General features: G+C 59.5%; 17 protein-coding genes. 3 read left to right on the top strand and 14 right to left on the bottom strand.

Annotation, left to right across the window (positions count from 1 at the left end; all coding sequences use genetic code 11):
* The first annotated feature begins 2 nt into the window (after window positions 1-2).
* The gene (locus tag AC1DUP_RS04155) at window positions 3-506 is read left to right on the top strand and encodes a GNAT family N-acetyltransferase (RefSeq protein ID WP_113312114.1); all 504 of its coding nucleotides are present in this window, start codon (window positions 3-5) and stop codon (window positions 504-506) included.
* Window positions 507-656: 150 nt separating this feature from the next.
* Here the strand turns inward: AC1DUP_RS04155 and AC1DUP_RS04150 are convergent, their stop codons facing one another.
* The 11 genes from AC1DUP_RS04150 to AC1DUP_RS04100 form a co-directional block, all read right to left on the bottom strand.
* The gene (locus tag AC1DUP_RS04150; RefSeq protein ID WP_477832269.1) at window positions 657-1,496 is read right to left on the bottom strand and encodes an SH3 domain-containing protein; all 840 of its coding nucleotides are present in this window, start codon (window positions 1,494-1,496) and stop codon (window positions 657-659) included.
* Window positions 1,497-1,914: 418 nt separating this feature from the next.
* Window positions 1,915-3,534 carry a GMC family oxidoreductase gene (locus AC1DUP_RS04145; RefSeq protein WP_477832148.1) on the bottom strand — a complete coding sequence of 540 codons (1,620 nt, stop codon included), beginning with the start codon at window positions 3,532-3,534 and terminating at the stop codon, window positions 1,915-1,917.
* A complete protein-coding gene (locus AC1DUP_RS04140) occupies window positions 3,531-5,060 on the bottom strand; it encodes an FGGY-family carbohydrate kinase (protein ID WP_115037929.1) in 1,530 nt (509 codons plus the stop codon). The genes AC1DUP_RS04145 and AC1DUP_RS04140 overlap by 4 nt, the downstream gene beginning before the upstream one ends.
* A 34-nt stretch (window positions 5,061-5,094) precedes the next feature.
* Window positions 5,095-5,937 carry a class I fructose-bisphosphate aldolase gene (locus tag AC1DUP_RS04135; RefSeq protein ID WP_115037930.1) on the bottom strand — a complete coding sequence of 281 codons (843 nt, stop codon included), beginning with the start codon at window positions 5,935-5,937 and terminating at the stop codon, window positions 5,095-5,097.
* The gene (locus AC1DUP_RS04130) at window positions 5,910-7,658 is read right to left on the bottom strand and encodes a glycerol-3-phosphate dehydrogenase/oxidase (protein ID WP_477832147.1); all 1,749 of its coding nucleotides are present in this window, start codon (window positions 7,656-7,658) and stop codon (window positions 5,910-5,912) included. The genes AC1DUP_RS04135 and AC1DUP_RS04130 overlap by 28 nt, the downstream gene beginning before the upstream one ends.
* Before the next feature lie 12 nt (window positions 7,659-7,670).
* Window positions 7,671-8,666: an aldo/keto reductase gene (locus AC1DUP_RS04125; RefSeq protein WP_115037934.1), complete on the bottom strand. Its 996-nt coding sequence runs from the start codon at window positions 8,664-8,666 to the stop codon at window positions 7,671-7,673.
* On the bottom strand, window positions 8,663-9,667 hold the full coding sequence (locus AC1DUP_RS04120; protein WP_113297278.1) for a sugar-binding transcriptional regulator: 1,005 nt from the start codon (window positions 9,665-9,667) through the stop codon (window positions 8,663-8,665). Before AC1DUP_RS04120 ends, AC1DUP_RS04125 begins: the two co-directional genes overlap by 4 nt.
* A gap of 1 nt (window position 9,668) precedes the next feature.
* A complete protein-coding gene (locus AC1DUP_RS04115; protein ID WP_115037938.1) occupies window positions 9,669-10,658 on the bottom strand; it encodes an ABC transporter permease in 990 nt (329 codons plus the stop codon).
* A 28-nt stretch (window positions 10,659-10,686) separates the two neighbouring features.
* Complete coding sequence (locus AC1DUP_RS04110) at window positions 10,687-12,231, bottom strand: sugar ABC transporter ATP-binding protein (RefSeq protein ID WP_477832146.1); 1,545 nt, start codon at window positions 12,229-12,231, stop codon at window positions 10,687-10,689.
* A gap of 62 nt (window positions 12,232-12,293) precedes the next feature.
* Window positions 12,294-13,322 (bottom strand): substrate-binding domain-containing protein, encoded by a 1,029-nt coding sequence (locus AC1DUP_RS04105; protein WP_113312105.1) that lies wholly within the window; start codon window positions 13,320-13,322, stop codon window positions 12,294-12,296.
* Between the two features lie 366 nt (window positions 13,323-13,688).
* Window positions 13,689-15,695, bottom strand: coding sequence for a putative bifunctional diguanylate cyclase/phosphodiesterase (locus AC1DUP_RS04100; RefSeq protein WP_477832145.1), 2,007 nt, complete (start codon window positions 15,693-15,695; stop codon window positions 13,689-13,691).
* A gap of 257 nt (window positions 15,696-15,952) precedes the next feature.
* Here AC1DUP_RS04100 and AC1DUP_RS04095 point away from each other — a divergent pair, with 257 nt between their 5' ends.
* Both AC1DUP_RS04095 and AC1DUP_RS04090 read left to right on the top strand, forming a co-directional pair.
* Window positions 15,953-16,996, top strand: coding sequence for a class I SAM-dependent methyltransferase (locus tag AC1DUP_RS04095; RefSeq protein WP_115037942.1), 1,044 nt, complete (start codon window positions 15,953-15,955; stop codon window positions 16,994-16,996).
* 548 nt (window positions 16,997-17,544) lie between these two features.
* Window positions 17,545-18,177 carry a hypothetical protein gene (locus AC1DUP_RS04090; protein WP_115037943.1) on the top strand — a complete coding sequence of 211 codons (633 nt, stop codon included), beginning with the start codon at window positions 17,545-17,547 and terminating at the stop codon, window positions 18,175-18,177.
* Window positions 18,178-18,389: 212 nt separating this feature from the next.
* Here AC1DUP_RS04090 and AC1DUP_RS04085 read toward each other — a convergent pair whose 3' ends face one another.
* From AC1DUP_RS04085 to AC1DUP_RS04075, 3 genes are read right to left on the bottom strand one after another with little or no spacing between them, the layout of a single operon-like run.
* Window positions 18,390-19,712 carry an HlyD family type I secretion periplasmic adaptor subunit gene (locus AC1DUP_RS04085; RefSeq protein WP_477832144.1) on the bottom strand — a complete coding sequence of 441 codons (1,323 nt, stop codon included), beginning with the start codon at window positions 19,710-19,712 and terminating at the stop codon, window positions 18,390-18,392.
* An 18-nt stretch (window positions 19,713-19,730) separates the two neighbouring features.
* Window positions 19,731-22,259: a cadherin-like domain-containing protein gene (locus AC1DUP_RS04080; RefSeq protein WP_115037947.1), complete on the bottom strand. Its 2,529-nt coding sequence runs from the start codon at window positions 22,257-22,259 to the stop codon at window positions 19,731-19,733.
* Window positions 22,256-24,019, bottom strand: coding sequence for a type I secretion system permease/ATPase (locus tag AC1DUP_RS04075; protein WP_113312127.1), 1,764 nt, complete (start codon window positions 24,017-24,019; stop codon window positions 22,256-22,258). The genes AC1DUP_RS04080 and AC1DUP_RS04075 overlap by 4 nt, the downstream gene beginning before the upstream one ends.
* Window positions 24,020-24,033: the final 14 nt, after the last annotated feature.

Raw genomic sequence — 24,033 nt, 5'->3', positions numbered from 1 at the left:
CCATGGACATGCTGGTAAAACTCTACGAGCTGAAGGCCGATCCTGAACTCGATGCGCGCATTGCCGAACAGGGCATCACCATCCGGCGTGTCCTTGCGCCGGAGTTGAACGCTCTGACGGCCTGGATCGAGCCGCGCTTCGGATCCGGCTGGGCCGCGGAAGCGACGGTTGCCACCATGCGCCGGCCGCCCACTTGCTTCATCGCAATCCAGAAGGACGAACTCATCGGCTTTGCTTGCCACGAGGCAACCGCCAAGGGTTTCTTCGGGCCGACCGGCGTCGATACGGCCGCCCGCGGCAAAGGAGTTGGCCACGCTCTGCTGCTGACCACGCTTCTCGATATGTACGCGCAAGGCTATGCCTACGGGGTAATCGGGGGCGCCGGTCCAATGGAGTTCTACCGTCGAAGCGTCGGGGCAGTTCCAATCGAAGGCTCAGAACCAGGGATCTATCGCGGCATGCTGCCGCTTGCCGAGCCGAGAGGCATTTCGGAATCGGGCCACTAGATCTGGTCGAGACCGCCACTGAGACAGTCGCAAAAGTCGGCGACGACGAATGCAATGATTGCTGAGCCACAACACGCCGAGGAATGTTGTGAGGCGTGAGTTCAAGTCTCGTCCACAAACGAAAAGGGCGGCATCGCGCCGCCCCTGTAATCAGTTGTTGCAGTCAGGGTCGCCCGGATCACACGCGCCGCGCGGTCTTCTTCGATCATTCCCCGCGCCGTCATTATCGCCTCTGCGACGGATGTCACCGTTGTTGCTGTTATCGCCTCCCCGACGTTGAAAGTCCCGACGATCACGGTAGCCGTTGTCATCGCCGTCGCGGCGAAAGTCCGGCTGGCGATCGAATGGCGGGCGGCGATTTTCGTCACCGTTGGCATCGGGCCTGCGGTTGTCTCGGTCGCGATTGAAATCAAACTGCCGGCGCTGATCGCGATCGAAGCCGGTACGGCGATCAACGTCCGGAGTGCGGCCAAGATCAGGGCTTCGATCAAATCCACGACGTCCGTCAGCGTCTTGCCGTCGATCGAAGTCGGGCCGCCTATCGAATTCTGAACGGTTGAAGTCGCGAGGCGGCGGGCGGTAGAAATCCGGGCCGCGACGCCACCGGTCGCGGTCTCGATAAAAGTCACGGTTGCGGTAATAGCGGTCCCAATAATTGCCTACGCTGAAGACAACCGTCGGAATTCCGAGCGGGCGATAATATTCGGGTCCGACATAAACACGCCGGCTTTGATACACCGCCTGAACATAACGTCCGGCGACCCAACCGCGACCACCGTAGAATTCGACGTCACACCATGGCACGTCAGCAAGGCAACCATGGATCTCGACAGATTCGCCGAGCGGGATAACGGCAACTGCGGGGTAGCTCGTGCTCGGACCGGCACGCATATTGACGTTCGCCGTCGAATAGCCTTCGGCGGCAGAGGCTATCGCAGGCAACAGCAAAAGAAGGCCGGTTGCACAGATCCTGAGAAGGGTATCTCTCACATTCAACTCCCTTGGGGCCGCGCCACCATCATGGTTCAAAGCGGGCAGCTCCACATTGCGGTCGGTAGGAAAAAACGTAGCGTGTGCCGTCACTTAGGTGTGACGTTCATGCGCTTGTTTCTCTGAAAATAGATCTGTGGCGATGAACCTACGTTGAACGCGCCAGTCATCGACTTCTTTATTTTTGTACCTCCTTGGCATGGCCATTCCAACCGGGGGGCTAGCCGAGGTACCGGCAACGCCTTCACTTTTGATCTCGAAGCCGCGGTTTGCCTGAGCATAGGCCCGTCCAGCCACCAAACCGACCCCAAGACGACCTGACGCGAGCGAGCGGCACCGGCTCTGCCTGCGCTTCAATCGCCACATGTACTCAGCCGACAAGACAAACGTGCCTCGTCGTTTTAGCAGTCGCGCGTCCTTACGCGATGATCATGTCTGCAGCCTTCTCGGCGATCATGATCACAGGCGAATTCGTGTTTCCTGACACGATGTTCGGCATGATCGAAGCGTCCACGACCCTCAGCCCGCCAATGCCGTGTACGCGCAGCTGAGGATCGACGACCGCGCTTTCGTCGCTTCCCATCCTGCAGGTGCCGACGGGATGGAAAATTGTCGTTGCAATGTCGCCTGCCCTTCGGATCAGTTCTTCTTCGCTTTGAAATTCCGTACCCGGCAGCAACTCCTTGGGGGCAAACCGCGATATTGCCTCGGCCTGCATCAGCCTGCGGGCATGCCGTATAGAGCTCGCGGCGACGATGCGATCGCCCGTCGTCGAGAGATAGTTGGGCCTTATGTCCGGAGCCGCCGATACATCCGGGCCGGCCACATGGACCGTGCCCCTGCTCTCCGGGCGCAGATTACAGACCGAAACCGTAACGGCCGGATAGCGGTGCAGTGGTTCGCCCAGCCTGTCGGTGCTGAGTGGCTGGACATGGTATTCGAGATCGGCGGTCGCCACGGCCGGAGCGCTTTTTGCGAAAATACCGAGCTGGCTCGGCGCCATCGATAGCGGGCCGGAGCGGCGAATGGCATATTCGAGACCCATTCCGGCGCGGGCAAAGATGTTGTGATAGAGCTGGTTCAGGGTCTTTGCACCTTCGATGCGAAAGACCGTGCGAATCTGCAGATGGTCCTGGAGGTTTTGTCCGACACCGCTCAGGCGGTGCCTGAGCTCGATGCCAGCAGCCTGCAACACATCGGGCCTGCCGATTCCTGAAACCTCCAGTATCTTCGGCGAATTGATCGCTCCGGCGGAAAGAATGACTTCGCGGCGAGCACGCGCTTCATGGATCTTTCCGTTCAATCGAAACTGGACGCCGGTGACCTTCAAGCCATCGAGCAGGAGCTTGCCAGTCTCCGCACCGGTCAGGACCCTGAGATTGGCCCGCTTCATCGCCGGTCGCAGGAAAGCCTTGGTGGTGTTCCAGCGTAATCCGCCACGCTGATTGACCTCGAAATAGCCGGAGCCCTCGTTATCCCCGCTATTGAAATCATCCGTCTTCGGGATGCCGAGTTCCTCTGCCGCGTCTCGAAACGCATCGAGCACCGGCCAGGACAGACGCTGGCGCTCCACGCGCCATTCGCCGCCCGCACCATGCATCTCGGACTTTCCGCGATAATTGTCCTCGGACCTGAGGAAGTATGGAAGCACATCCTCCCATCCCCATCCAGCATTGCCCGCCTGCCGCCATCCATCATAGTCGGCCGCCTGACCACGCATGTAGATCATCCCGTTGATCGAGGAGCAGCCGCCGAGCAGCTTTCCGCGCGGATAGGGAAGTGAACGACCGTTAAGGCCAGCCTCAGACGCCGTCTTCATCATCCAGTCCGTCCGAGGATTGCCCATGCAGAAAAGGTACCCGATCGGAATGTGCACCCAGTGATAACGGTCGCTGCCGCCCGCCTCCAGGAGCAGGACGCGGTGTGCTGGATTTGCCGAGAGGCGATTTGCAAGAACGCATCCGGCCGAGCCCGCCCCGACGATGATGAAGTCGTAGGAGCCAGCATCGATCACCGCCTGATTGGATGGCTCGGTCATACCACGGCTCCCGCTGCCGGCATCAGTGGCGTCGACAGGCGCCGCCAGATCGGCGCCATCGCTTCGGCCAGATCCAGATAGAGACCGTAGCGCCGCTCATAGTGGCCGCCGAGTCCCGCATTTGGAACATAGTGGCGCTCCATGCGGACCATGGATGCGGCGCCGGCAGCGAAGTCCGAAAAGATACCCGCACCCGTTCCGGCCGCAATTGCAGCCCCCAGTGCCCCGGTTTCACGCGAGCGGGCGATCGATACTGGCAACCCCAGGACGTCGGAGAATATCTGCGGCCAGATCAGGCTGCGCGATCCGCCGCCGGAAAGAACCGCTTTGTTGAAGATGGCGCCAGCGCTTCGCATCGTTTCGATATGCTGGCGGTGACCAAATGCCACGCCCTCCAGAACCGCGCGCACGAGATGCGCCTTCGTATGCCAGCCGGCGACGCCGTAGAAGCCGGCGCGGGCATTGCCGTTCTGCTGGGCTCCATAAAGGAAGGGATGATAGAGCGGATCATCGCTGGCAGGTTCGATGCTGGCAGCAAGCTCGCCGCAAAGATCAAAGGGAGAGCGCCCGTTCGCCAGGACATCGGCAAAGAACTCGCGCACCAGCCATTCGAGGTTTGCGGCGGAAGTGGCGCTCGACTCGATTGCCATGTAGCGCTCGCGGTCGAAGGTCGAGGACATGAAGACGGGTGCCGCCAACTGTGGCGTATCGATAATGACCTGATTGATGCTCCAGGTTCCGGCGATGATCGATGCCGCCCCGGTCCGGGTGACGCCGGAGCCAATGGCGGATGCGACGACGTCGAACAGACCGCCGACAACCGGGGTTCCGCTTGCCAGTCCCGTCTGCGCTGCGGCCTCATCGGTAACATAGCCCGCAATATCAGAGCTTTCGATCAGCCGCGGCAGAAGTGGCATGCAGTCGCCAAGGCCATAAGCCTGCATGAGCACTTGATCGTAACGGCGATTGGCGACGTCGAGCAATCCGCAGCCTGCCATGTCCGACACGTCACTGACGCGGACTCCCGCCAGGCGGTTGACGATGAAATCCTTGCACAGGAAAACCGTGCCGAGCCTGGAAAAGGCTTCCGGCCGGTGCCGTTTCAGCCAGGCGAGCAAGGTCGGCGTCTGCGATGGCCAGGGCTTTTGGTGACCTATCGGGTAGGTCCGGTCGCCGACGCCTTGCTGCTGCCATTCCTCGACGAGCGCGGCTGCGCGCGTATCCAGCGACTGGATGCCGAGCAGCGGCTCGCCATTGAGGTCCAGGGCATAAAGACCATTTCCGTGACCGGCGCAGCCAACGGCGACGATGTCGCGGGGCGCTATCGCCGCCTGCTCGATGCACGTACGGATGACTTTGCGGGCATTCGCCCAGAGTTCGTCCAATCCACGTTCGACGTGACCGGGGCAAGGCATGCGGCTATGCCCCTCCGCCGAGGCGGAGGCGATTTCATTTCCCTGCCGATCGAAGATCACGGCCTTGATGACCGTGTTGCCAGCGTCGAGCCCCAGTAGATAGTCTGCCATGCGGAACCCCTCCCAAGGTTTCTGGTCTTCGTCTTTAGCCCTGCTGATAAAGCGCGAAAGCATCCTCGCCGCCAGCATCGTCGTGAATGATCGCCATCAATCCGCGCACCACTGCGCCTGGATTGGCGTGCTGATAGATGTTGCGCCCGTAGACCATGCCCATCGCACCCTGTCGCATCAAGGCAGCCGATTTTTCGAAGACCACCCGCAGATCCTCCCTGCCGCCGCCGCGCACGAGAACCGGGCATCGGGCCGCTTCCACGACCCGATGGAAATCTTCGGCATTGGTAGTCGGATCGGCCTTGACGATGTCGGCGCCCATCTCCCGGGCGAGCCGGGTTAGTGTGATGATCTTGTCCGCATCGCCGTCGACCATGTAGCCGCCGGCCTTGTCGACCGGCTGCATCACCAACGGTTCTATCATCAGCGGCATGCCGTATCTGTCGCAATCGGCCCGAACGCGGGCGATGTTCTGGACGCATTGCCGGAAAAGATCGGGTTCGTCAGGCAGCATGAAGAGATTGACGACGACGCAGGCGGCATCCATCTCGATGGCACCGATCAGGGGCTCGGCCTCGTTCTGCAGCACGGCCCACATGTGGCGGTGGCGCTCGCGGTTGTAGGGATTGCCCATATCGACGCGCATGACCAGGGCCGGCTTGGTCTTGCCGGCAACATTCTGCAGGAGGTCGGCCTGGCCGTAGTTCATCTGGATCGCGTCGGGTGCGGCATCGACAAGTGCTTCGACGACGGACTGCATGTCTTCCAGTCCGCTGAGAAAGGACGGCTCATTGCAGACGCCGTGATCGATCGCTACGTCCAGGCAGCGGCCGGCACCGAATAGCCGGTTCATCCGGACTTTGCTGTTGTTTCGCATTGCATGCTCCTTTGTTCGTTCCTCGCGGAAAGGGTATTTTCGTCAACGCCGTGGCGGTCGCGCAGCATGGTCAGAAACCGGTCTCGCTCCAAAGTGCGTTGCGCCGGGGTCCAGGCCTTTTCCGTCGCAAGAAGATCGAGAACCGCATCCATCATGTGCAGCGAGAGATTGCCGGTTATGGCCAGTGTCGTGCGGCGCAGGAGCACGTCGTCCAGTCGCTCGACCGCTTCGTTGCGGATGAGGAAAAGCAGTTCACGCGCCGAATAGTCGGGGTGCGGCATGGCCATGTCCGGCGCGGCGACGATGAAATCGGCGATCGCCTCCGCCTCCGTGCCGTAACGGGCAAAGAGCGCAGCCATTCGGATGGCTGGAATTGATTTTTTCGCGGCCATTTCGGCAATCCAGACCGCACGATCGAGCGGAAACCGGCGTCCGCCTCCGATCGCCCGGTCCGTGGTCGAAACTTTTCTCTCTTTGTCGAGCCGCTCGAGCGCGAGATCGGCAGCGAGTTCGCCGAACGAACGGAAGGTCGTCCATTTGCCGCCGATCATGCACAGCACCGCCGGCCCGCCGTCTCCGGCGTCCACGATCGTGCAAAAATGGTCGCGCGGGATACGACCGGTAAAACTGTCGGTGCTGGCCGGCAAAGGCCGCACGCCGGAGAACTGGAAGCCAATGTCTTCCGGTCGGATTTCGATATCAGGCAGAACGAACGACAGCGATTGCAGTATGTAATCGCGCTCGTCGGTTTCGCAGCGTACTGTTTCCGGGTTTTCGACGCGGATATCGGTGGAGCCGACGAGGACTTTCCCCAGATAGGGAAACAGGATGCAGATACGGCCATCCTCGTTTTCGTAGTAGATCATGTGACCGGCTAACGCATCGTAGAGTTTCGCATTGTCGATGATGAGATGCGAGCCCTTGGTTCCGCCCATTAGGGGTGCCGGTCGTGCCTCCGGCGTAAACAGCGTTTTGTTCGTAATGTCGATCCATCCGCCGGTTGCGTTGATGATCAGCGTCGGTTCCATCGCTATCGAACTGCCCCCGATCGTGTCGCGGACCACGTATCGACCGTTCTCGTCGGCAGCGATTTCGGCATAATTCAGCGCCAGCGCCTGTGGTCCGGACGACAGGGCGTCGCCGATGAGTTCGATGCCGAGACGTTCGGGGTGACTGACCCAGGCGTCGTAGTAGGTTGCCGAACTCTTGATGTCGGGGTTGAGCGCTGGCCAGTTGGCGAGCGTCTTACGCCGTCCGCGGAACTGGTGATGCGGCATTATTGCCCGACTGCGTGTCAGAAAATCGTAGATGCTGAGTCCGGCCTTGATCGCAATGGCGCCGCGCCGGCTTGGACGGCGCGTCAGTCCGAGGAAGCGGATGACACCATTGCCGAGCCCCGAGACGATATCGAAGACGGGAACGGTCGTCGGCAGCGGCGCAACGTAGTGGGGGGCGTTGCGCAACAACCTGTCTCGCTCGGCCAGAGATTCCTGGACGAGCTTGAACTCGCCATTTTCAAGATAACGAAGCCCGCCGTGTACCATGCGCGACAATGCCGCGCTCGCTCCGGAGCAATAATCGTGTTTCTCGACGAGGAGCACACGCACGCCCTGAAGCGCCAGCTCCCGGAAGACGCTGATGCCGTTGATACCGCCGCCGATGACACACACGTCTACCTTCGGGCTCCGGCGAAGCCCGTCCAACATCTCTTCACGATTCATGATGGCGATCCGTTACCTGTCCATGTCAGTCATTATCGCTGAAATGGCTGTATCGATGGCTGTCTGGTCGTCCGCATCCAGCCGAATGGTTCCGGCTCGAGCATTGTCAAGCGCCTGCGCGGCATTTCGCGCACCGCAAAGCGCGAAAGTGACCCCGGGTTGAGCAAGGGTCCAGGCGATGACGGTCTGCGCGATGCTCGCGCTGTGCCTGTCGGCCACCGGCCGGATGGCGTCCGCAAAGGCCAGCGTCTTCTCGCGATTGGCGGCTGAAAAGCGCGGATTGTCCCGCCGCTGGTCGTCACCTGAAAAGACCCGGCCGGGGCCGATTGCACCAGACAGAAGGCCGAGTGCCAGGGAGGAATAACTCAACGTCGCGATGCCGTTTGCCCGGGTCAAGGGCAGCAGATCGGCCTCGATATCCCGGTCGATCATGCTGAAGCGCTCCTGAATGGCATCCAGACCGCCGACCGAAATGTAATCCCGAAGTTCATCAGTCCCCACATTGCTGGCGCCGATCGCCCGGATCTTGCCCGAAGTCTTCAGATCTTCCAGTGCCCGCATCGTCTCCCCGATGGGGGTCGTGGGATCCTGCCAATGGGTGATGTAGAGATCGATATAATCGGTGCGCAGACGCCGCAGGCTTTCTTCGATTTCGTGGAAGATCGCATCACGGCCCAGATAGCGGTGAACCGGCTTTCCGTCCTGGTCGAAGAAATGCCTGCCCTTGTTCGTATGCCAGACAAGGCCGCATTTGGTGGCGATGACAGCCTTGTCGCGCCGGCCCGCAAGCGCCTTGCCGACGATCTCCTCCGATCGGCCAAGGCCATAGGCAGGTGCCGTGTCGATCAACGTGACGCCGGCGTCGAGCGAGGCGTGGATCGCGGAGATCGATTCCGCTTCGTCCGTGCCGCCCCACATCCAGCCGCCGATTGCCCAGGTGCCCAGGCCAACCGCCGAAGCGGCGACGCCGGACCCGCCAATGTCACGCATCAATTGCTGCCCGCTCATATACGCTCTCCCTTGCCATTCGCCAAAGCAAGAACCCGGGCACCGGTCGCCTCGTCGGTCACGAGCGTATCGAGGTGATTGCCGCGCATGACGCTGAGGATCGGACCTGCCTTGTTCGGCCCGCTTGCCACGCCGATCTTCGTCGGGATGGAGGCGAACTCGGAAAGGGTCAGGGAGACCAGCGATCGGTTGAGGCTGTAGTCGCAGACGTTGCCCCGATCATCGAGCAGATGCGCGAGCAGTTCGCACGAGGCGCCGGAGCGCTCGATCGCCGCTCGGTCGGTGCTGGAGGACGGATGCAGGTCGTAATAGCTGGAATCATCAGAGAGGATCGAGCCGATGCCGACGATCGCCACCTTCGCCTCTCGTGCCCGTTTGAAGACGTCGGCGACCGAACGCATGTTGATGAGCATTCCGCGCTCGGTGGCGCTGTCTGCAAAGAGCGGCGCATGGATCTGGAACGAGCGTCCGCCCAACCGGTCCGCCATCATTGTCGAAACGTGGTTGACGTCGGTGTAGTGCTTGCCCTGGACACAGCCCGTTGCCGGAATGACCTCGACATCCAAGCGGTGCTGTGGCTGGAGGCCTGCAACCACCGCGCTGACGCCCTTGCCGCCCGTGATGCAGATCGTATCCCCATCGGCAATTTCCTCGAGCAGTAGGCGAGCGGCCGCCTCGCCGACTGCCTGGAGGGCTGTCTGCGGATTGTCGGAGACGGTCGGCACTACTACGGCACGGCCGATGCCGCCGAGCGCCAATAACTGTTCTTCCATATCGACGAGTGGCTCGACGGGCGACTTGATCTTGATCTCGACAAGGCCCAGCTGGCGGCCGCGCTTGATCAGCCGGTTGACGGTTGCATGTGAAATGCCGAGCCGGTCGGCGATCTGCGCCTGGGTCAGTCCTTCCAGGAAGTGCAGGACGAGGGCCTGATGCATCTGCCGGGCAATGACGATTTCTTCGCGTGGGGCAGAGACGGCTTTCGGTTTTGCAATCGGCATGTCAGACGGCCTTCCGCTTGTGCAGGAAATGGTCGATGGAAACGGCAGCGAGAAGGATACAGCCCTTGATCATGTCCTGCCAGTAGACGGAGATGTCGAGCAGGATCAGCGAGCTTGTCACCACCGACAGAAGGGCAATGCCGAGAATGGCGCCGAGGATCGTACCAGAGCCTCCGCTCAAGGACGCACCGCCGATGACGGCGGCTGCGATGATGTTGAGCTCCATTCCGACGCCGAAGGTCGGGGTCGCTGCGCCGAAGCGCGACATGTAGATGACACCGGCGACACCCGACAGCGTTGCGCAGAGGACGGTCACCCAGAATTTGACCTGGTTGGTCTTGATCCCGGAATAGAGCGCCGCCTTCTCATTGCTGCCGGTATAGAAGACCTTGCGGAAGGCCGTCGCGCGGCGCAACAGGAAATCGAAGACCGCAACGATCGCGACGAAGATCAGGATCACGTAAGGGACGCCATGGAACGTGCCCTGCCCGACGGCCTTGAACGACGGCGGCAGCGTGAACAGCGAAAGCGGCGTCCCCTTTGTGATGATCAGACACACACCGCGCACGATGACCATCGCTGCAAGTGATGTGATGAAATGATTGAGCCCGATCACCGTGACGAAGAAACCCATGGCGCAGCCGATCAGCGCGCTGGCGAGAATGCCGACGAGCGACGCGCTCCACGGATCCAGTCCCATCAGAAAAAGCGATCCGGACAGAACCATCGAGAAGCAGACGACCGACCCGACCGAGAGATCGATACCGCCGACGATCAGAAGGATGGTCATTCCGACGACGACGATGCCCTCAACGGAAAACGACATCAGCATGGCCCGGAAATTACCAAGCGTCAAAAAATGCGGAGAGGCAAAACTCATGAGGACGCAGAGGGCGAGAATGATCGCGATAAGCCCTGCTTCCCGCATCGTCGCGAGCCGTCTCCATGAGGAGGGACGCTCCCTCGTCACTGCCAATGCGTGATCTGTCATTGAAAGGTCTCCCGTCCCCGATTCTTCTTCAGATGGCATGTTCTGATGCCTTCGATGGATTGTGTTGAGGCGCAGCGACCCCGGATGCGAGCCGCATGATCGCTTCTTCGGTCATCGCCTCGCTTTCGAGTTCGCCGGCCACCGTACCGTCGCGAATGACGATGGCCCGGTCGCAGAGGCCGAGCAGTTCGGGCAGTTCCGATGTGATGACCAGGATGCCGATGCCGGAGCGCGCAAGCTCGCGCAGCAGGCGATGAATCTCGGATTTTGCACCGACATCGATGCCGCGCGTCGGTTCGTCCATCAGGATGACCTTCGGATCGACCGCCAGTTGCTTGGCGATGGCGACCTTCTGCTGATTGCCTCCAGACAGCGACGAGACCGGCATGCCGATGCCGCCCATGCGAATACCAAGGCGCCGTGCAAGGTTTTGTGCCAGCTCCGCCTCGGTTTTCGTGTTCAACAGCCCGAACCGTCCGGTCAGTGCCTTCAGATCGAGGGCGGCAACGTTCTGCGCGATTGACAGATCGAGGAACACGCCGGACCCCTTGCGATCCTCCGACAGGTAGACGACCCCTGCCCGCACTGCATCTGCATAGGAAGCCATACGAAGCGGGCTGCCCGCGAGGACAACCTCGCCTTGCGTTGCGTGACGCAACCCACAGATACCCTCCGCGATTTCGGTGCGGCCGGAGCCGATCAAACCGCCGATGCCGAGGATCTCTCCCTTGCGCAATTCGAAGCTGACGTTACGAAAACGCCTGCCGTCGCCAAGATTTCGGACCGCAAGAATGGCCTCGCGGGTTCGCTCTGCCACGGGCTGCTTTTCCGGATAGAGCTGCGTGATCTCGCGCCCGACCATGCTGCGAACCACGCCCTCCGCTGTTATGTCGGATGTCTTTTCGGTCGAGACATAGCGTCCGTCGCGGAAGACGGTGACGCGATCACAAAGGCTGAAGATCTCCGCCATGCGATGGCTGATGTAAATGATCGATATGCCATGCGCCTTCAAATCCCTGATGATGCCGAAGAGCACCTGCGCTTCGGCTTCGGTCAGCGCGGCAGTCGGCTCGTCGAAGATGAGGACGCGGCAGTCGAGCGTCAGCGCCTTGGCGATCTCGACCAGCTGCTGGCTCGAGATCGGCAGCTCGCCGACCTTCCGGCGGACATCGATGAGAGCAAGACGGTTCATCACCGCCTGCGCCTCCCCCTCGAGCCTCGCGAAATTCATCAAGGGCGAACGACGCCGGTTCGTCGCCGCCATGAACATGTTCTCGGCAACCGTGGCATCCGGGCAAAGTGCAATTTCCTGGTGGACGAGGCCTATTCCCAGGGATTGGGCAGAGGCCGGAGACGCAATCTCCACGCGTGCGCCATCAACGAGGATTTCCCCTTCGTTCGGCTGCAGCACGCCAGCGATGATATTCATGAGCGTCGACTTGCCCGCGCCGTTTTCGCCACAGAGCGCGTGCACCTCGCCCTTCTCGAGGCTGAAGGTCACATCCGTCAGCGCCTTGATCGCACCGAAGCGTTTGCTGACATTGCGTATCTCCAAAACCGGCGCCGGCATCATCGCATCCTCCCCTTGCATCGGCTGTCCGCGATTTCCCGATCCCGGACAGCCGTTTTGCAGCCCTATTCCTCGATACCCTTCGTACCGCGACGCTTCAGATACTTGTCCCAGTAGAAATCGTCGGCATTGGCGGCCGTGACGATGGACAAGCCGTTGTCGACGAAGGGAATGCTCATCGGATTGAAACCCGAGCGCTTGGCATCGTTCATCGGGTCGATCAGCTCCGGATGCTTGGCAAGCCACAGCATCATGAAACCCATGTAGCCCTGCATGCCCTGGTTCGGATTGATCGAGCCGAACACTTCTCCGGCCTTGATCATGTCGAGGATATTGGCATTAACGTCGGCGCACATGACGAGAATCTTGCCGCCGCTTTCCTTGTTGGCCTGTGCAGCCCCGATCGCCGAGTTTGCCTCCGGCATGAACACGGCGTTGAGGTTTGGATGCGCCTGCACCAGGCTCATGAGACCCTGATAGGCCTTGTTCGGATCCTGGTTCGACGCCGCGCGCCCGACGAGCTTCATGTCGGGATATTTTTCCTCCATGCGAGCGATGAAGGCCGCGATGCGCTTGTCGTGGTTATCCTGCCCCGGATTTTCCAGAACCGCGTATTCGCCCTTGCCACCGAGCTTTTCGGCAATCGCGTCGGCCGCATAGGTACCTTCGCGCGTATTATCCGACGTGATGAAGGATATGCGCTTGGAGAGCGGCGAGTCCGCGGCAAAGGTGACGACCGCCGTGCCCTGGTCGATCGCTCGGTTGATCGGCTCGATGAAGGGATCCGAATTCATCGGATGTACGAGAATGCCGGCCGGGTTCTGGGCAAGCGCCTGGTCGAAGGTCGCGATCTGCTTGTTGACGTCATATTCCGGCGTACCGGTATAAGCGGTCTCGCAGCCGAGCTGCTGACCTGCCTGCTTGAACATTTCATAGACCGGGAACCAGTATTCTACACCCGAAACCATGACGTTCATCACGTATTTTTCACCCGGCTTGCAGCGGAACGGATTTTCCGTTTCCGCGCTGGCTGCACCGGCCAAAAGTGTTGATGCAAGGACCGCCATCGCGGTCGTGCTTAAAAAATTGCGCAAGATTCCTCCTCGAGGCCGAAGCCCCTCCCGATATCCGTTGGCGCCGTTAGCGGGCGACCTGTGATCCCATGAAGTCCGGAATTCCTCCTCGAATTCCGGTGAGTGGAGATAATCGTAACGCCAGATGCATGTCAATATAATTCATGATGTGAAATATATTTCACACCACCGCTGCGGCTCTCAATGCGGCCATGTCAATCGCATGCCGCTCGTTCGGTCGTCGGTGTCTGCGACGTCGGGTTGATTTTCAACCGGCAGTCGGAGCCATAGTCCTGTTTACGCTCCAAGACTAAGCCCGATCGCACTGCGGGAATGAAACCACCCAGCCGCTATCGCGCAATCGACGCTCTTAAAAGAGACCTGAACCTATGGCCCATTCCGAAACAGACGTTTGGAATCGAGGTTCCTGACCATGCTGAACGGCAGCACGTTATCAGCTTCAAGCTGAGCTGCCGGCGCGGGTCGCCCAATGAAATATCCCTGGATCTGGTTGATTCCGTACTGCTGCATCAGCCTCTGATGTTCGATGGTCTCGACCCCTTCAATGAGGATCCTCACGCCGCGATTGCGTAACAGGCCGATGATGTCGAGCAACATCCGCTTGCCTCTCTCCGTGTTGCAGTCATGGAGGAAGGATCGATCGATCTTGACGGTGTCGAATTCTATGAGGCGAAGCCACGAGAGCCCCGCGAAGCCCGTGCCGAAGTCGTCGAGCCAGACTTGAGCACCCAGTTCTCTCAGGTCGCTAATGCAGCGAACCACATCCTGGTCGATTTCAAGCTCCATGCCTTCGGTAATTTCGAAAGCAAGCCGAGCGCCCGTCACGCCGAATTCTGCGAGTGTTGCTGCCACATAGGTAGCGAAACCCGGCATCTTAAGTTCAATCGGCGAAACGTTGACACTAGCAACCTGTATGAGGTCGGTTGCCAAAAGGTCTCGGCAAACAGTGCGAATTGCCCACCGGCCGAGTTCAATGATCGAACCTGTCCTTTCCGCAACCGGGATAAATTTGACAGGCGATACGGGCGTTCCGTCCAACATGTTCAAACGCATCAAAGCTTCAACAGCGTCCGTCTTGCCGGTCTGAACGTTGCGGATCGGTTGATAGACGAGGGAGACAAGGCCGTGTTCAAGCGCGATCTTCAGGGTCGCGGCAATATCCTCACTGTCATCGCTACTCTGCGGGTCTTCAGGATCGAAGACGACGAGGGTGTTGCGACCCGTTGCTTTGGCGGCGTAAAGCGCCCGATCAGCTTCATGAATGACCTTGTCGACCTGCTTGGTCTGGCCCCTCGTATGAGATACGCCGACACTCACGGTGATAATAGTGGTTCCGTCTCGCCTGTGCTCGTGTGGCCAAGCCAACGCCCGCACGGCAGCGCACATTGCTTCTGCGAGTTCGGTCGCTTTTTCCGAATACGACATTGGTGTGATGACGATGAATTCCTCACCCCCGTATCGCCCGATGATCGAGTCCCAGGACGAGGCCACGCTTTGGAGAAGCTCGGATACAGCGATAAGGCACCGGTCACCTTCTTGATGGCCGTAGCAGTCGTTATAGCGTTTGAAATAATCCACATCGATAAGCAGGACGGCAAAGGGCACCCTGTTGCCCTGCCAGCGTTGCCAATGATCACGCAGACGTTGATCGATTGCCCGTCGATTTTCCAGGCCGGTCAACGAGTCCGTGTTTGAGAGGTGCAAGAGAGCCTTGCCCCTTTCGTCGGCAGCAGCTTGCTGCAAACTAGCTTCGAGAGCATTTAGGAAGACTTTGTAGCGCTCTCTGTTGAGCTGAAGATTCACGTAAGACGTAAAAATAAAGCAAGAAATGCAGAACGCAGCGAGGATCAGCTTGTGGAGAAGCAACATTGGCGCGAACAGATAGAGGGCGCCGATGAAGATGAGCACGTTTGTCGCGGAGGCCGCAAGAGCAACCGGAAACCGGAAACTGAAGAACAAGTTGACGCTCATCATGAAGATCGCGCCAAAAACCATATAATATGAGAACGCGTCCCTGACCGTGGTCATCTGTGCGGTGAGAAGCCAGACAAAATAAGCTGCTAGCACGGACACCGCCGCGGCTATGTCGACTGTATCGGCTCTTGCTTTGCGGTAGAGCAAGAATTCCAGCATGCATAGCGCACTCACGCTAACCGCCAACCGGCCAGCGATCGTGTACTGGACTACATCGCCAATAAAAAGATAGTCCGTGAAAGAATACGCAAGGTAAACAGCGACCGCTATCCAGAGGCCGTTGCGGGTAGCGCTCTTTCGGACGCTCTCGCTCTTCTGCTTATAAAGGCAACGCAACTGTTCTGGCGACAGCGTCGGCTGCACGGTAGCGGCTGCGGTCTCGGCAAACACGTGCATCATGCCCCTGCCACCAAACTTCTTGCAGCAGGTGCCCTCCGCAGACTGCTAGCTGACGCTGGATAGCCCTACGCAGACTCCACATCAACCGATAACGCTCGAACAATCCCCAAGCCGGCGGAGTATCTCTCGGGTTCACTAATAATTTCTAAAGCCAAGACGTGCATTTGCCCGCTGGCGCCAACCTTAACGCTTGACCTTCGTCAGACTGTTGAGGATTTTACACGATGTTTTAAATCTTTATTCACCAGTGAGGTTCCGTGGCTCAGCCCCTTTTCTCCCTTGATGGCCAAAGCTTGATCACACCGCAGTCCGTCAGCAATAACTTCCCTTCACCTAACCAGGATAATGAACCAGACCTCCTGAGAACTGCGGAGGCTGAGTTTGCGATTGTCGTCAGCATTGCAATGCAGCGGCTTGCCGCGGGCAAAAACCTGTTTGATGCAGTCAGGTGGTTGATTGGTCAGCTCCATGACGTCCGTCAAAAATTCGGCGCTGCAGTGTGGCAGAGGCTCATCCCGATTATTCAGGCCCATCCCTCGGCAGAGATTCTGCAGCAGTGCCCGTTCACTCGCTGGTCTTTTGAAAAACCTCGCGGCTATTCCGGTGATGCCAGTCTTATAGACTTTATTTATGGGCATCCGGCGGTGGCCGAAGAAGTGGCCAGGTCCACCCCTCTTGGTCTGGATATCTTCGAATACACGATAAACGCTCCCGGCCCGGTAGCCGTGAGGGAACGTCGCGACATCCTGACCCGCTATGTTGATGAGACCGCTGCGCGAACGGGTTCGGATACCGAAGTCCTGGCCGTCGCCGCCGGTCACCTTCGCGAAGCGGAGGCATCAAACGCACTTGCAGAAGGCCGCCTTAAACGCTGGGTTGCTCTTGATCAGGACCCTGAAAGTATCGACTCGATCTCGCGCCAATTCCATGGGACTTCCGTCGAGCCTATCAATGGATCCGTACGCGCCTTGCTCGCGCGAAAGCATCAGATTGGCACCTTCGATCTAATCTACGCAGCAGGATTGTATGATTACCTCACCGATAAAGTAGCAATCCGACTAACGCAGATTTGCATGGAAATGCTGAAACCGGGTGGCGTCTTCCTATTTGCCAACTTCTCCGATGAGATGGCCGATGACGGATACATGGAATCCTATATGAACTGGGAACTCCTCCAGCGGTCCGAGGCCGACATGTGGCGTATTGCCAATGGCAGTGCGCCGGAAAACACCGTTGAGAAGACGGTCTGGTTCGGTGCCAACCGCAACATCATTTACAGCACCATCAGGAAGCTGTCGTAAGCCTCGACGGGTCGGGCGCTTCACCAAATCCGATGCGCCCCGTCCGGCGATGTCGCAGCTTGCGTGTTGGACGTCGATCTTGATGAAAGAAATCGCCATGAACGACCTGACGATGAGCGAAGCTTAGAAGGACCCGCTGATCCGTCTGCTCCAGCGTGCGGACAAGGTGAGCATGGGCGAATTCGCACGGATCCTCAAAACCCGGCACGCAGCAATCGCGATATCGCGAATGTCTCTCCTGCAAACCGGCAGCAGGTGGCCGCCTAGCCCGCAATAACTTCACGCCGTGGACTTGAATCGAACACGATCAAGGGCCATATGGGGCATATCGGTATCGCTGGTGAGTGCTCCACAGGAGCGTTCGCGATAGCCGAAGTCGCTAATCTGCTTTTGACCACGGATGTACTGGCACTGGTGTGAAGAGCGATGTTGAGAAGGTCGGTGCGATTTCGCCCCGGCCTTTTTTATTGCTCGGAGTTCGCGGGGATAGAGAACGATGACCTTCCCTCGTTGTTGACGCTGAACAACGCGAAACCCATCTAGACGAGATGCCGAAACAGAAAATCACTGACACACCCGCACTTACCGAAACGTGGACGCTCTCGCCTGCGGCCACGTTCGGATCGGCCGTTCGCGCCAAGGGCGTCCTTCTGGAAATTCGAGCGGGCCTGCCTTTAGCAGTGCGGAAATCGCTCGATGTGAATGGAATGGCACTGATTTTGGGAATGGCAGAAGACTGCGAAGATGAGTTCTCTTCGACAGCAGCGACCATAACCAAGGCGCTGGAGGGCATCGAAAGCCTGCCGGTCATTCCGCGCGAAATCCAGGACATCCTGGCTATTTCTGCGAGTGAGAGGCATCGCTGGCTGAAGGACGGCCGTCTACCGAGCGCAGGAACGCGCACGGTGAGGCTGAGTGGCCGCGCCAGGCAGATTACTTTCCACGTCTTCGATCCGCGTGTCGTGGAGGACCTGCTGGACCGCGCCGTCGTCGATGAATGGCGCGAAAAAGACGCGACCGCGGCTGCGGAGAACCGGCGACAGGCTGCCTACAAGGCGAAGCTGACCCGGTCACTGAAGAAGGCGGCCAAGGCGTCTAGGGCGTCCAAAGAAAACTCTGACGATCCCGCCGCGAAGCTTCGCGGCTGGGACGAGTTCGATATCGACGGGCTCCTCCGGTGAGGTCTTCGCCGTCCGGTCTCAGCTCCGGGTGTGCCGAAGTTCAGGGCATCCGTTTGCGGAACGCTTTAGTGGGTTGGCCAAGTGAGCCTTCCCGCCAACACACCACTCAGATGACTTCTCATCAACTGGAATTGCCGCTCACTTTCGGCGGCAATCAACCGGAAAAATCTAGACACTACTCGGGCAAATTCAGCTCGAAGATCATAGCAAAATTACTCTTCGCGGAAAGCACGGTTGAATTGATCCGAGAGCGGCTTGGCGAAAAACGATATCGCGGTCCGCTCTTGCGTCGAAACGAAGACTTCGACAGGCATGCCCGGAAGAAGTCTGTTGTTGCCGAGTTTGGCAAGCTCGCTCGCAGGCACGGCGACGTCCGCAAGATAGAAGATCTGGCCCGTCGCCGGGTCGGTGCTTGTCGCCGCGGAGACATAGGCGATGCTACCGTCAAGCTCGGGTGTTGCGCGCTGGTTGAAGGCGGTGAAACGCATCCTTGCATCCTGACCGATGAATACCTGGTCGATATCGGTGGGAGACAGTCTGGCCTCTATCTTCAATGCGGCATCGGCCGGCACGAGCGTCACCAGTTTCTCCGCAGGCGTAATGACTCCGCCGAGCGTATGGACGAAAAGCTCGTTCACTGTTCCCGATAGTGGCGCCCGGATATCGGTTCGCGCCAGCCGATCCTCGACAGCGATGCGCCGTTCACGCAATTCAGACAATTTCGGCTCGACAATGCTGAGTTCACGCTGAGCCTCGGTGCGGGCGGCTTCATCGATGGCGATGATCTGAACCCGGATTTCGCTCATCCGGGCTCTCGACCGTGCAATATTGGCCTGGATCTCCCCACTTTCACCCGTCAGCTTCGCGAGTTCGCGGTCGATGAAGTATTTGCGGGACGTATCGATGAGCTTCTTGTCTGCAAGGCCTTTGATCTTGCCATGTTCGGTTCGCACCAGTTCGAGTTCGTCGTCCTTTGCATCATACTGGGCGATCAGGCCTTTCAGTTCCTCTTCGAGCTGAGATATTCCGTATTGGAGCTGTTGTTTCTGGTTTTGCCTGTTGCGGCGGTTCCCATCGAACAGGCGGCGCTCGCCAGTTGAGATCAATGGAAACTCGGCGACGAAGGCCGGCGCTAAGTCGACTTCGTCCTGATTGTCTCGCTCGGCGATCAGCCGCGCCTGGCGTCCCGTCAATTCGACGAGTTGCGTCTTGACGATCGAGAGTTCGGCGCGCGTCTGGGCGTCGTCGAGGCGCAGCATGATCTGCCCTTTGGTGACGATGTCACCCTCCTTGACGGCGATTTCGCTGACGATGCCGCCATCCCGATGCTGGATCGACTTCAGATTTCGATCGACTTTGATGATACCCGATGCGATGACCGCGCCGCGCAACTGTGTCGTCGCCGCCCATCCGCCGGCGCCTGCGAAGAGTAGGAAGCCAAGCGCTACGCCGGCAAGAACACGCGTTGTGACAGGGAACATGTTGTTCGTCTCGGGCGAGTGCCGAGGCTGGGTGTTTGGCTGTTTTTGAAGCATGTCTCTTCTCCCCGCCCATCAGGTGTTTTCGACGATAACGAGGAGATGGTGCCCCGTCAGATTGATCGTCATTTCGTAATGTTGATCCTTGTCCATATCGACTTCGATGAAGGTTCGGCTCATATCGTCCGTTCCCTCATGACGAACGCGGATCGGCAAAGGTTCGGCATCGGCCTTGTCGCCGTAGATTTCCTCGAAGCGGTCCTCCAGACCGTCCATGACCTCGTCGAAGATCTTGTACTTGGACACGTCGATGCGGTCGCCCACCATGAAATCCAGAATCTGGTGGACGACAGCGGCGCTGTTCTCGCCGGCAGGAATGCAGAACTCGAACGTGTCCTCGCCCGCACCGCCTTCGACGACAGCGGCCATCGGACCAGCGCGGATAATGTCGTCGCCGGCACCACCGACGGCCTTTTCAAAGCCCTCGATCGCATCATGACCCACATCGAAGCCGGTGGCCGTGCCCGTGTTCAAGTCGATGAGCACAGCATGGGCGGCCTGCGAGTAGTCGATCGCGTCGAAGCCATCGCCCCCGCGGAAATCGTCATCCGACGCATCGGCCGCCGCGACGACGATATCATCGCCGCCTCCGGCCGAGAGGCATTCGGCGGAATCTCCGTCGCGCAGCACATCGTCACCATCGCCAGTCTTGATGATTTCGAAGTTGCTGATCCCGTCAACGCCGATCTCCTGACCGGTTGCATTCGCAGCATTGAGATCGACGACAACGGACATGACAGCGGCAGAATAATCGAGCGTGTCTATGCCGCTTCCGCCGTCATAGCTGTCTGCGGCACAATCGAGGTCGCCTGTAACGACGTCGTCACCATCACCGGCGTTCACAAGGTCCGCTCCCTCACCACCGCGGAGACAATCATCCCCGGCGTTGCCATGCATTTCCTCGGCTTCTGCACTGCCGGTCACCGAGTCATCGCTCGCACCGGCGCGAACGATTTCGAAATTGGAGATCGTGTCGTTGCCGATCTCGATGCCGGACGCACTGCCATCAGCCAGATTGATCGCCACCGCCTCGGCAAGTGCCGAATAATCGAGTGTGTCAGTCCCGGTTCCTCCGTCATAGCTGTCGTCAACACCATCAGCATCACCGGCAACGGTGTCGTCGCCGTCATCTCCCTTGACGGTGTCCTGGTCGCTGCCCCCGCTGAGGAAGTCGTTCCCCGTGCCGCCATTGAGGGTGTCGATGCCTGTTTGACCGAGAAGGATATCGTCACCATCGCCGCCGAACAGGCTGTCGTTGCCCCCTTCACCCTGCAGAACGTCGTTCCCAGCGTCCCCGTTCAGGGTGTCATTGCCGTCGCCACCATGAAGGATGTCGCTATCGCCGCCGCCACTCAGCAGATCGTCGCCGGCGTCCCCGAAGATGCTGTCGCGGCCCTCTTCGCCGTACAGGCGGTCGTTGCCGGCACCTCCAAAGATGTGGTCGTCGCCCAGGCCGCCGAGAACGATGTCATTGCCGTCGCCCGCAAAGACCGTGTCATTGCCACTGCCCGCGACAATGTTGTCATTTCCATCGCCGGCGTTGACAGTATCGTTGCCGTCTTTGGCGTCGATATTGTCATTGCCGGCCAGTCCGTCGATGTCGTCGCCGCAACTGGTGCCGACCAACAGGTCGTCGCCAGTCGTGCCGGTAACGGGCGCGGGCTTGACGACGGAGAAACTGGCGGTTTGCACGATGGAGGCCATGCCGTCGGTAATCTGATAATTGATGGTCACTGGGCCGAGGGCCTCGGCCTGATATGTCCATCCGCCCGCGGTCTGTACGAGTTTGCCGGAAGAGACAGTAATATCCTTGACGGACAGCACGTCACCATCAGGATCGAGGGTCCCTCGCAGGAGATCGGCAAGACCGATCAACGCGATTGCGCAACCCGAGACATCGGCGAGCGTGACGGGACTGCCGGTACGCGGCGCGCGATTGGGCGCTTTTTCCTGCTGGACAGGCGCGGGCGGAGGCTTGACGTCGTCTGGTTCAGGGGATGCCTCTGAGGCCTGGTTGGGGGCTGTCCAAGCATTGTCTTTGGAAATGCGGAAGGGAGCTGTCGATATCGGCCTCGAAGCCGTCCAGGCATTGTCGTTTGATGCGTGGAAGGACACCGAAACTCCACCCGATGTTTTCAGGAGGCTTAGACTTGGCAGGTTGAGCCTGTTGAATTCGATAGGCGGAGAGTCGTCCAGCGGATGACTTATGGCATTCCTGTAATTGGAGAGTTGCACGCCACCCTTCTTTCCAGTTGGCGCCTTTTCTTGCTCTTCGACGTCTCCCGGCGCGACAGCGCCAGTGGAGATGGGATCGATCGGCAGCAGCCCCTCATGAGGATCCGGGGCCGGTCTCGGTCCCGTCTCTCCCGGCGGAAGGCCCTCCGGCTGGTTTGACAGTGCACTCTTCAAATAGAGCGCGAATCCGGTCAGAAAGAGCGTCATGAACATCGGCACTTTCGAGAGCTTGTCCTCATTCTTGAAGACATAGCGATCGTGCGGATCGTCCTGCTCCTTGGCGGTTTTTGTTCCCTTTACCTCGATCATTCCGACATCCTCGCCATGATGCGCGAGCCGACCTGTGTTGCGGCCGCAGGTTTGCTGCCAGTGTCCGCTACCGATGGTTTGAGGATGTCGTCCTTGGGTCCGAACGCTACCATCTTTCCATTTTGGATAACGGCAACCATGTCGACGGCCGCGAGTGCGCTCGGCCGGTGAGCGATGACGATCGCGATGCCGCCTCTGGCCCGAACCGCTTTGATCGTCTGGGTGAGCGCCATTTCGCCCTCGCCATCGAGGTTCGAATTGGGCTCATCCATGACCACGATGAAGGGATTGCGATAGAGCGCTCTCGCAAGGCCGATGCGCTGCCGCTGCCCGGCCGAAAGCGAGATGCCTTGAGGTCCGAGTGCGGTGCGATAGCCGTCGGTCATACGCACGACCATTTCATGAATGCCCGTCGTCTGAGCGGCTTCGACGATCGCGCGGGGATCGACCTGCGGCTCAAGGCGCGAGATGTTTTCTTCGATCGTCGCATCCAGGAGCGCCACATCCTGTGGCAAGTAGCCGACATGCTGGCCAAGATCGGTGTCCGACCATTGCGTGAGTTCGGCATCGTCAAGCCTGACGCTGCCACGAAGGGTCGGCCAGACGCCCGTCAGGGCGCGTGCGAGCGTCGTCTTGCCGCCGCCGCTCGGACCGATGATGCCAAGCGCCTGTCCCGCTGCGATCTCGAAACTGACTTCGCTGAGCAGAACCCGTCCGGAGCCGGGTGCCGCGACGGTTATCTTTTCGACCTTCAGCGAGTGTCTGGGCGCTGGCAATTGCATTGGCGGGACGGTGCCCGAGAGGGCAATCACCGTCTCCTTCAATCTGTTGAAGGCTGTTCGGGCGGCGACAAAGCCCTTCCAGTTTCCGATTGCCAGATCGACAGGTGCGAGAGCACGTGCCGAGGCAACAGACGCAGCAATAATTGCACCTGCCGATAGCTCGCCCTGCATCGTCAGCCACGCGCCGAGGCCGAGGACAGCCGACTGCAGGATCATGCGAAGCACACGGGATATCGCGCCGAACGTGCCACTGATGTCGTTCGTGCGTGTCTGCAGCTCGAGATGGTCTTGATTGGCGCGGTTGAAACGATCGACCGCACGCTCCGCAAATCCCATCGCTTTGAGGATGTCGGCGTTGCGGGCATTGGAATCGGCGATCGCGTTGCGTTCTATCCCCGACTTGTGGGTAGCGCTTGCCAGCCGGCGGGTCATCAGTTCCGTCATGATCGTCAGCATCGAGAGGATGAAGGCGCCGGCGAAGGTGAGCGCACCGAGATAGGGGTGGAGCATGTAGACGAAGACCAGGTAGAGGGGCACCCAGGGCAGGTCGAACAGGGCGACCGGTCCCTGGCTGCCGAGGAACGAGCGCACCGTATCGACATCGCGCCCGCGCTCGAGCGCTTCGGCTGTCGAGAAGCCGAAGCGGGGCATGTCGATTGCGACCTGATGCGCCATGGGTGCGATCCGGCTATCGAGCCTTGCACCCATGCGCACCAGAATTTGCGACCGGATGATGTCGAAAAAACCCTGGAACAGGTAGAGGCCGATCGCCAGTGCCGATAGCCCAAGCAGGGTCGGAACGCTGCCACTGGTCAGGGCGCGGTCATAAATCTGCAGCATGTAGAAGGAGCCGGTCAGCGCGAGAACGTTGATCACCCCGGACGTGATGAAGAGGAATACAAAAATTCCTCTCAGTCCGTGGGTGAGTTTCTCGATCTGTTTGCGCTTGGTTCCGGTCAACGGAGTTTTAGGGCGCATGTCATTCACCACTT

Source organism: Rhizobium sp. 01L419, assembly GCF_056400025.1.
The sequence above is the reverse complement of the archived record's forward strand: the minus strand, read 5'-3'. Positions and strand labels throughout refer to the sequence as shown.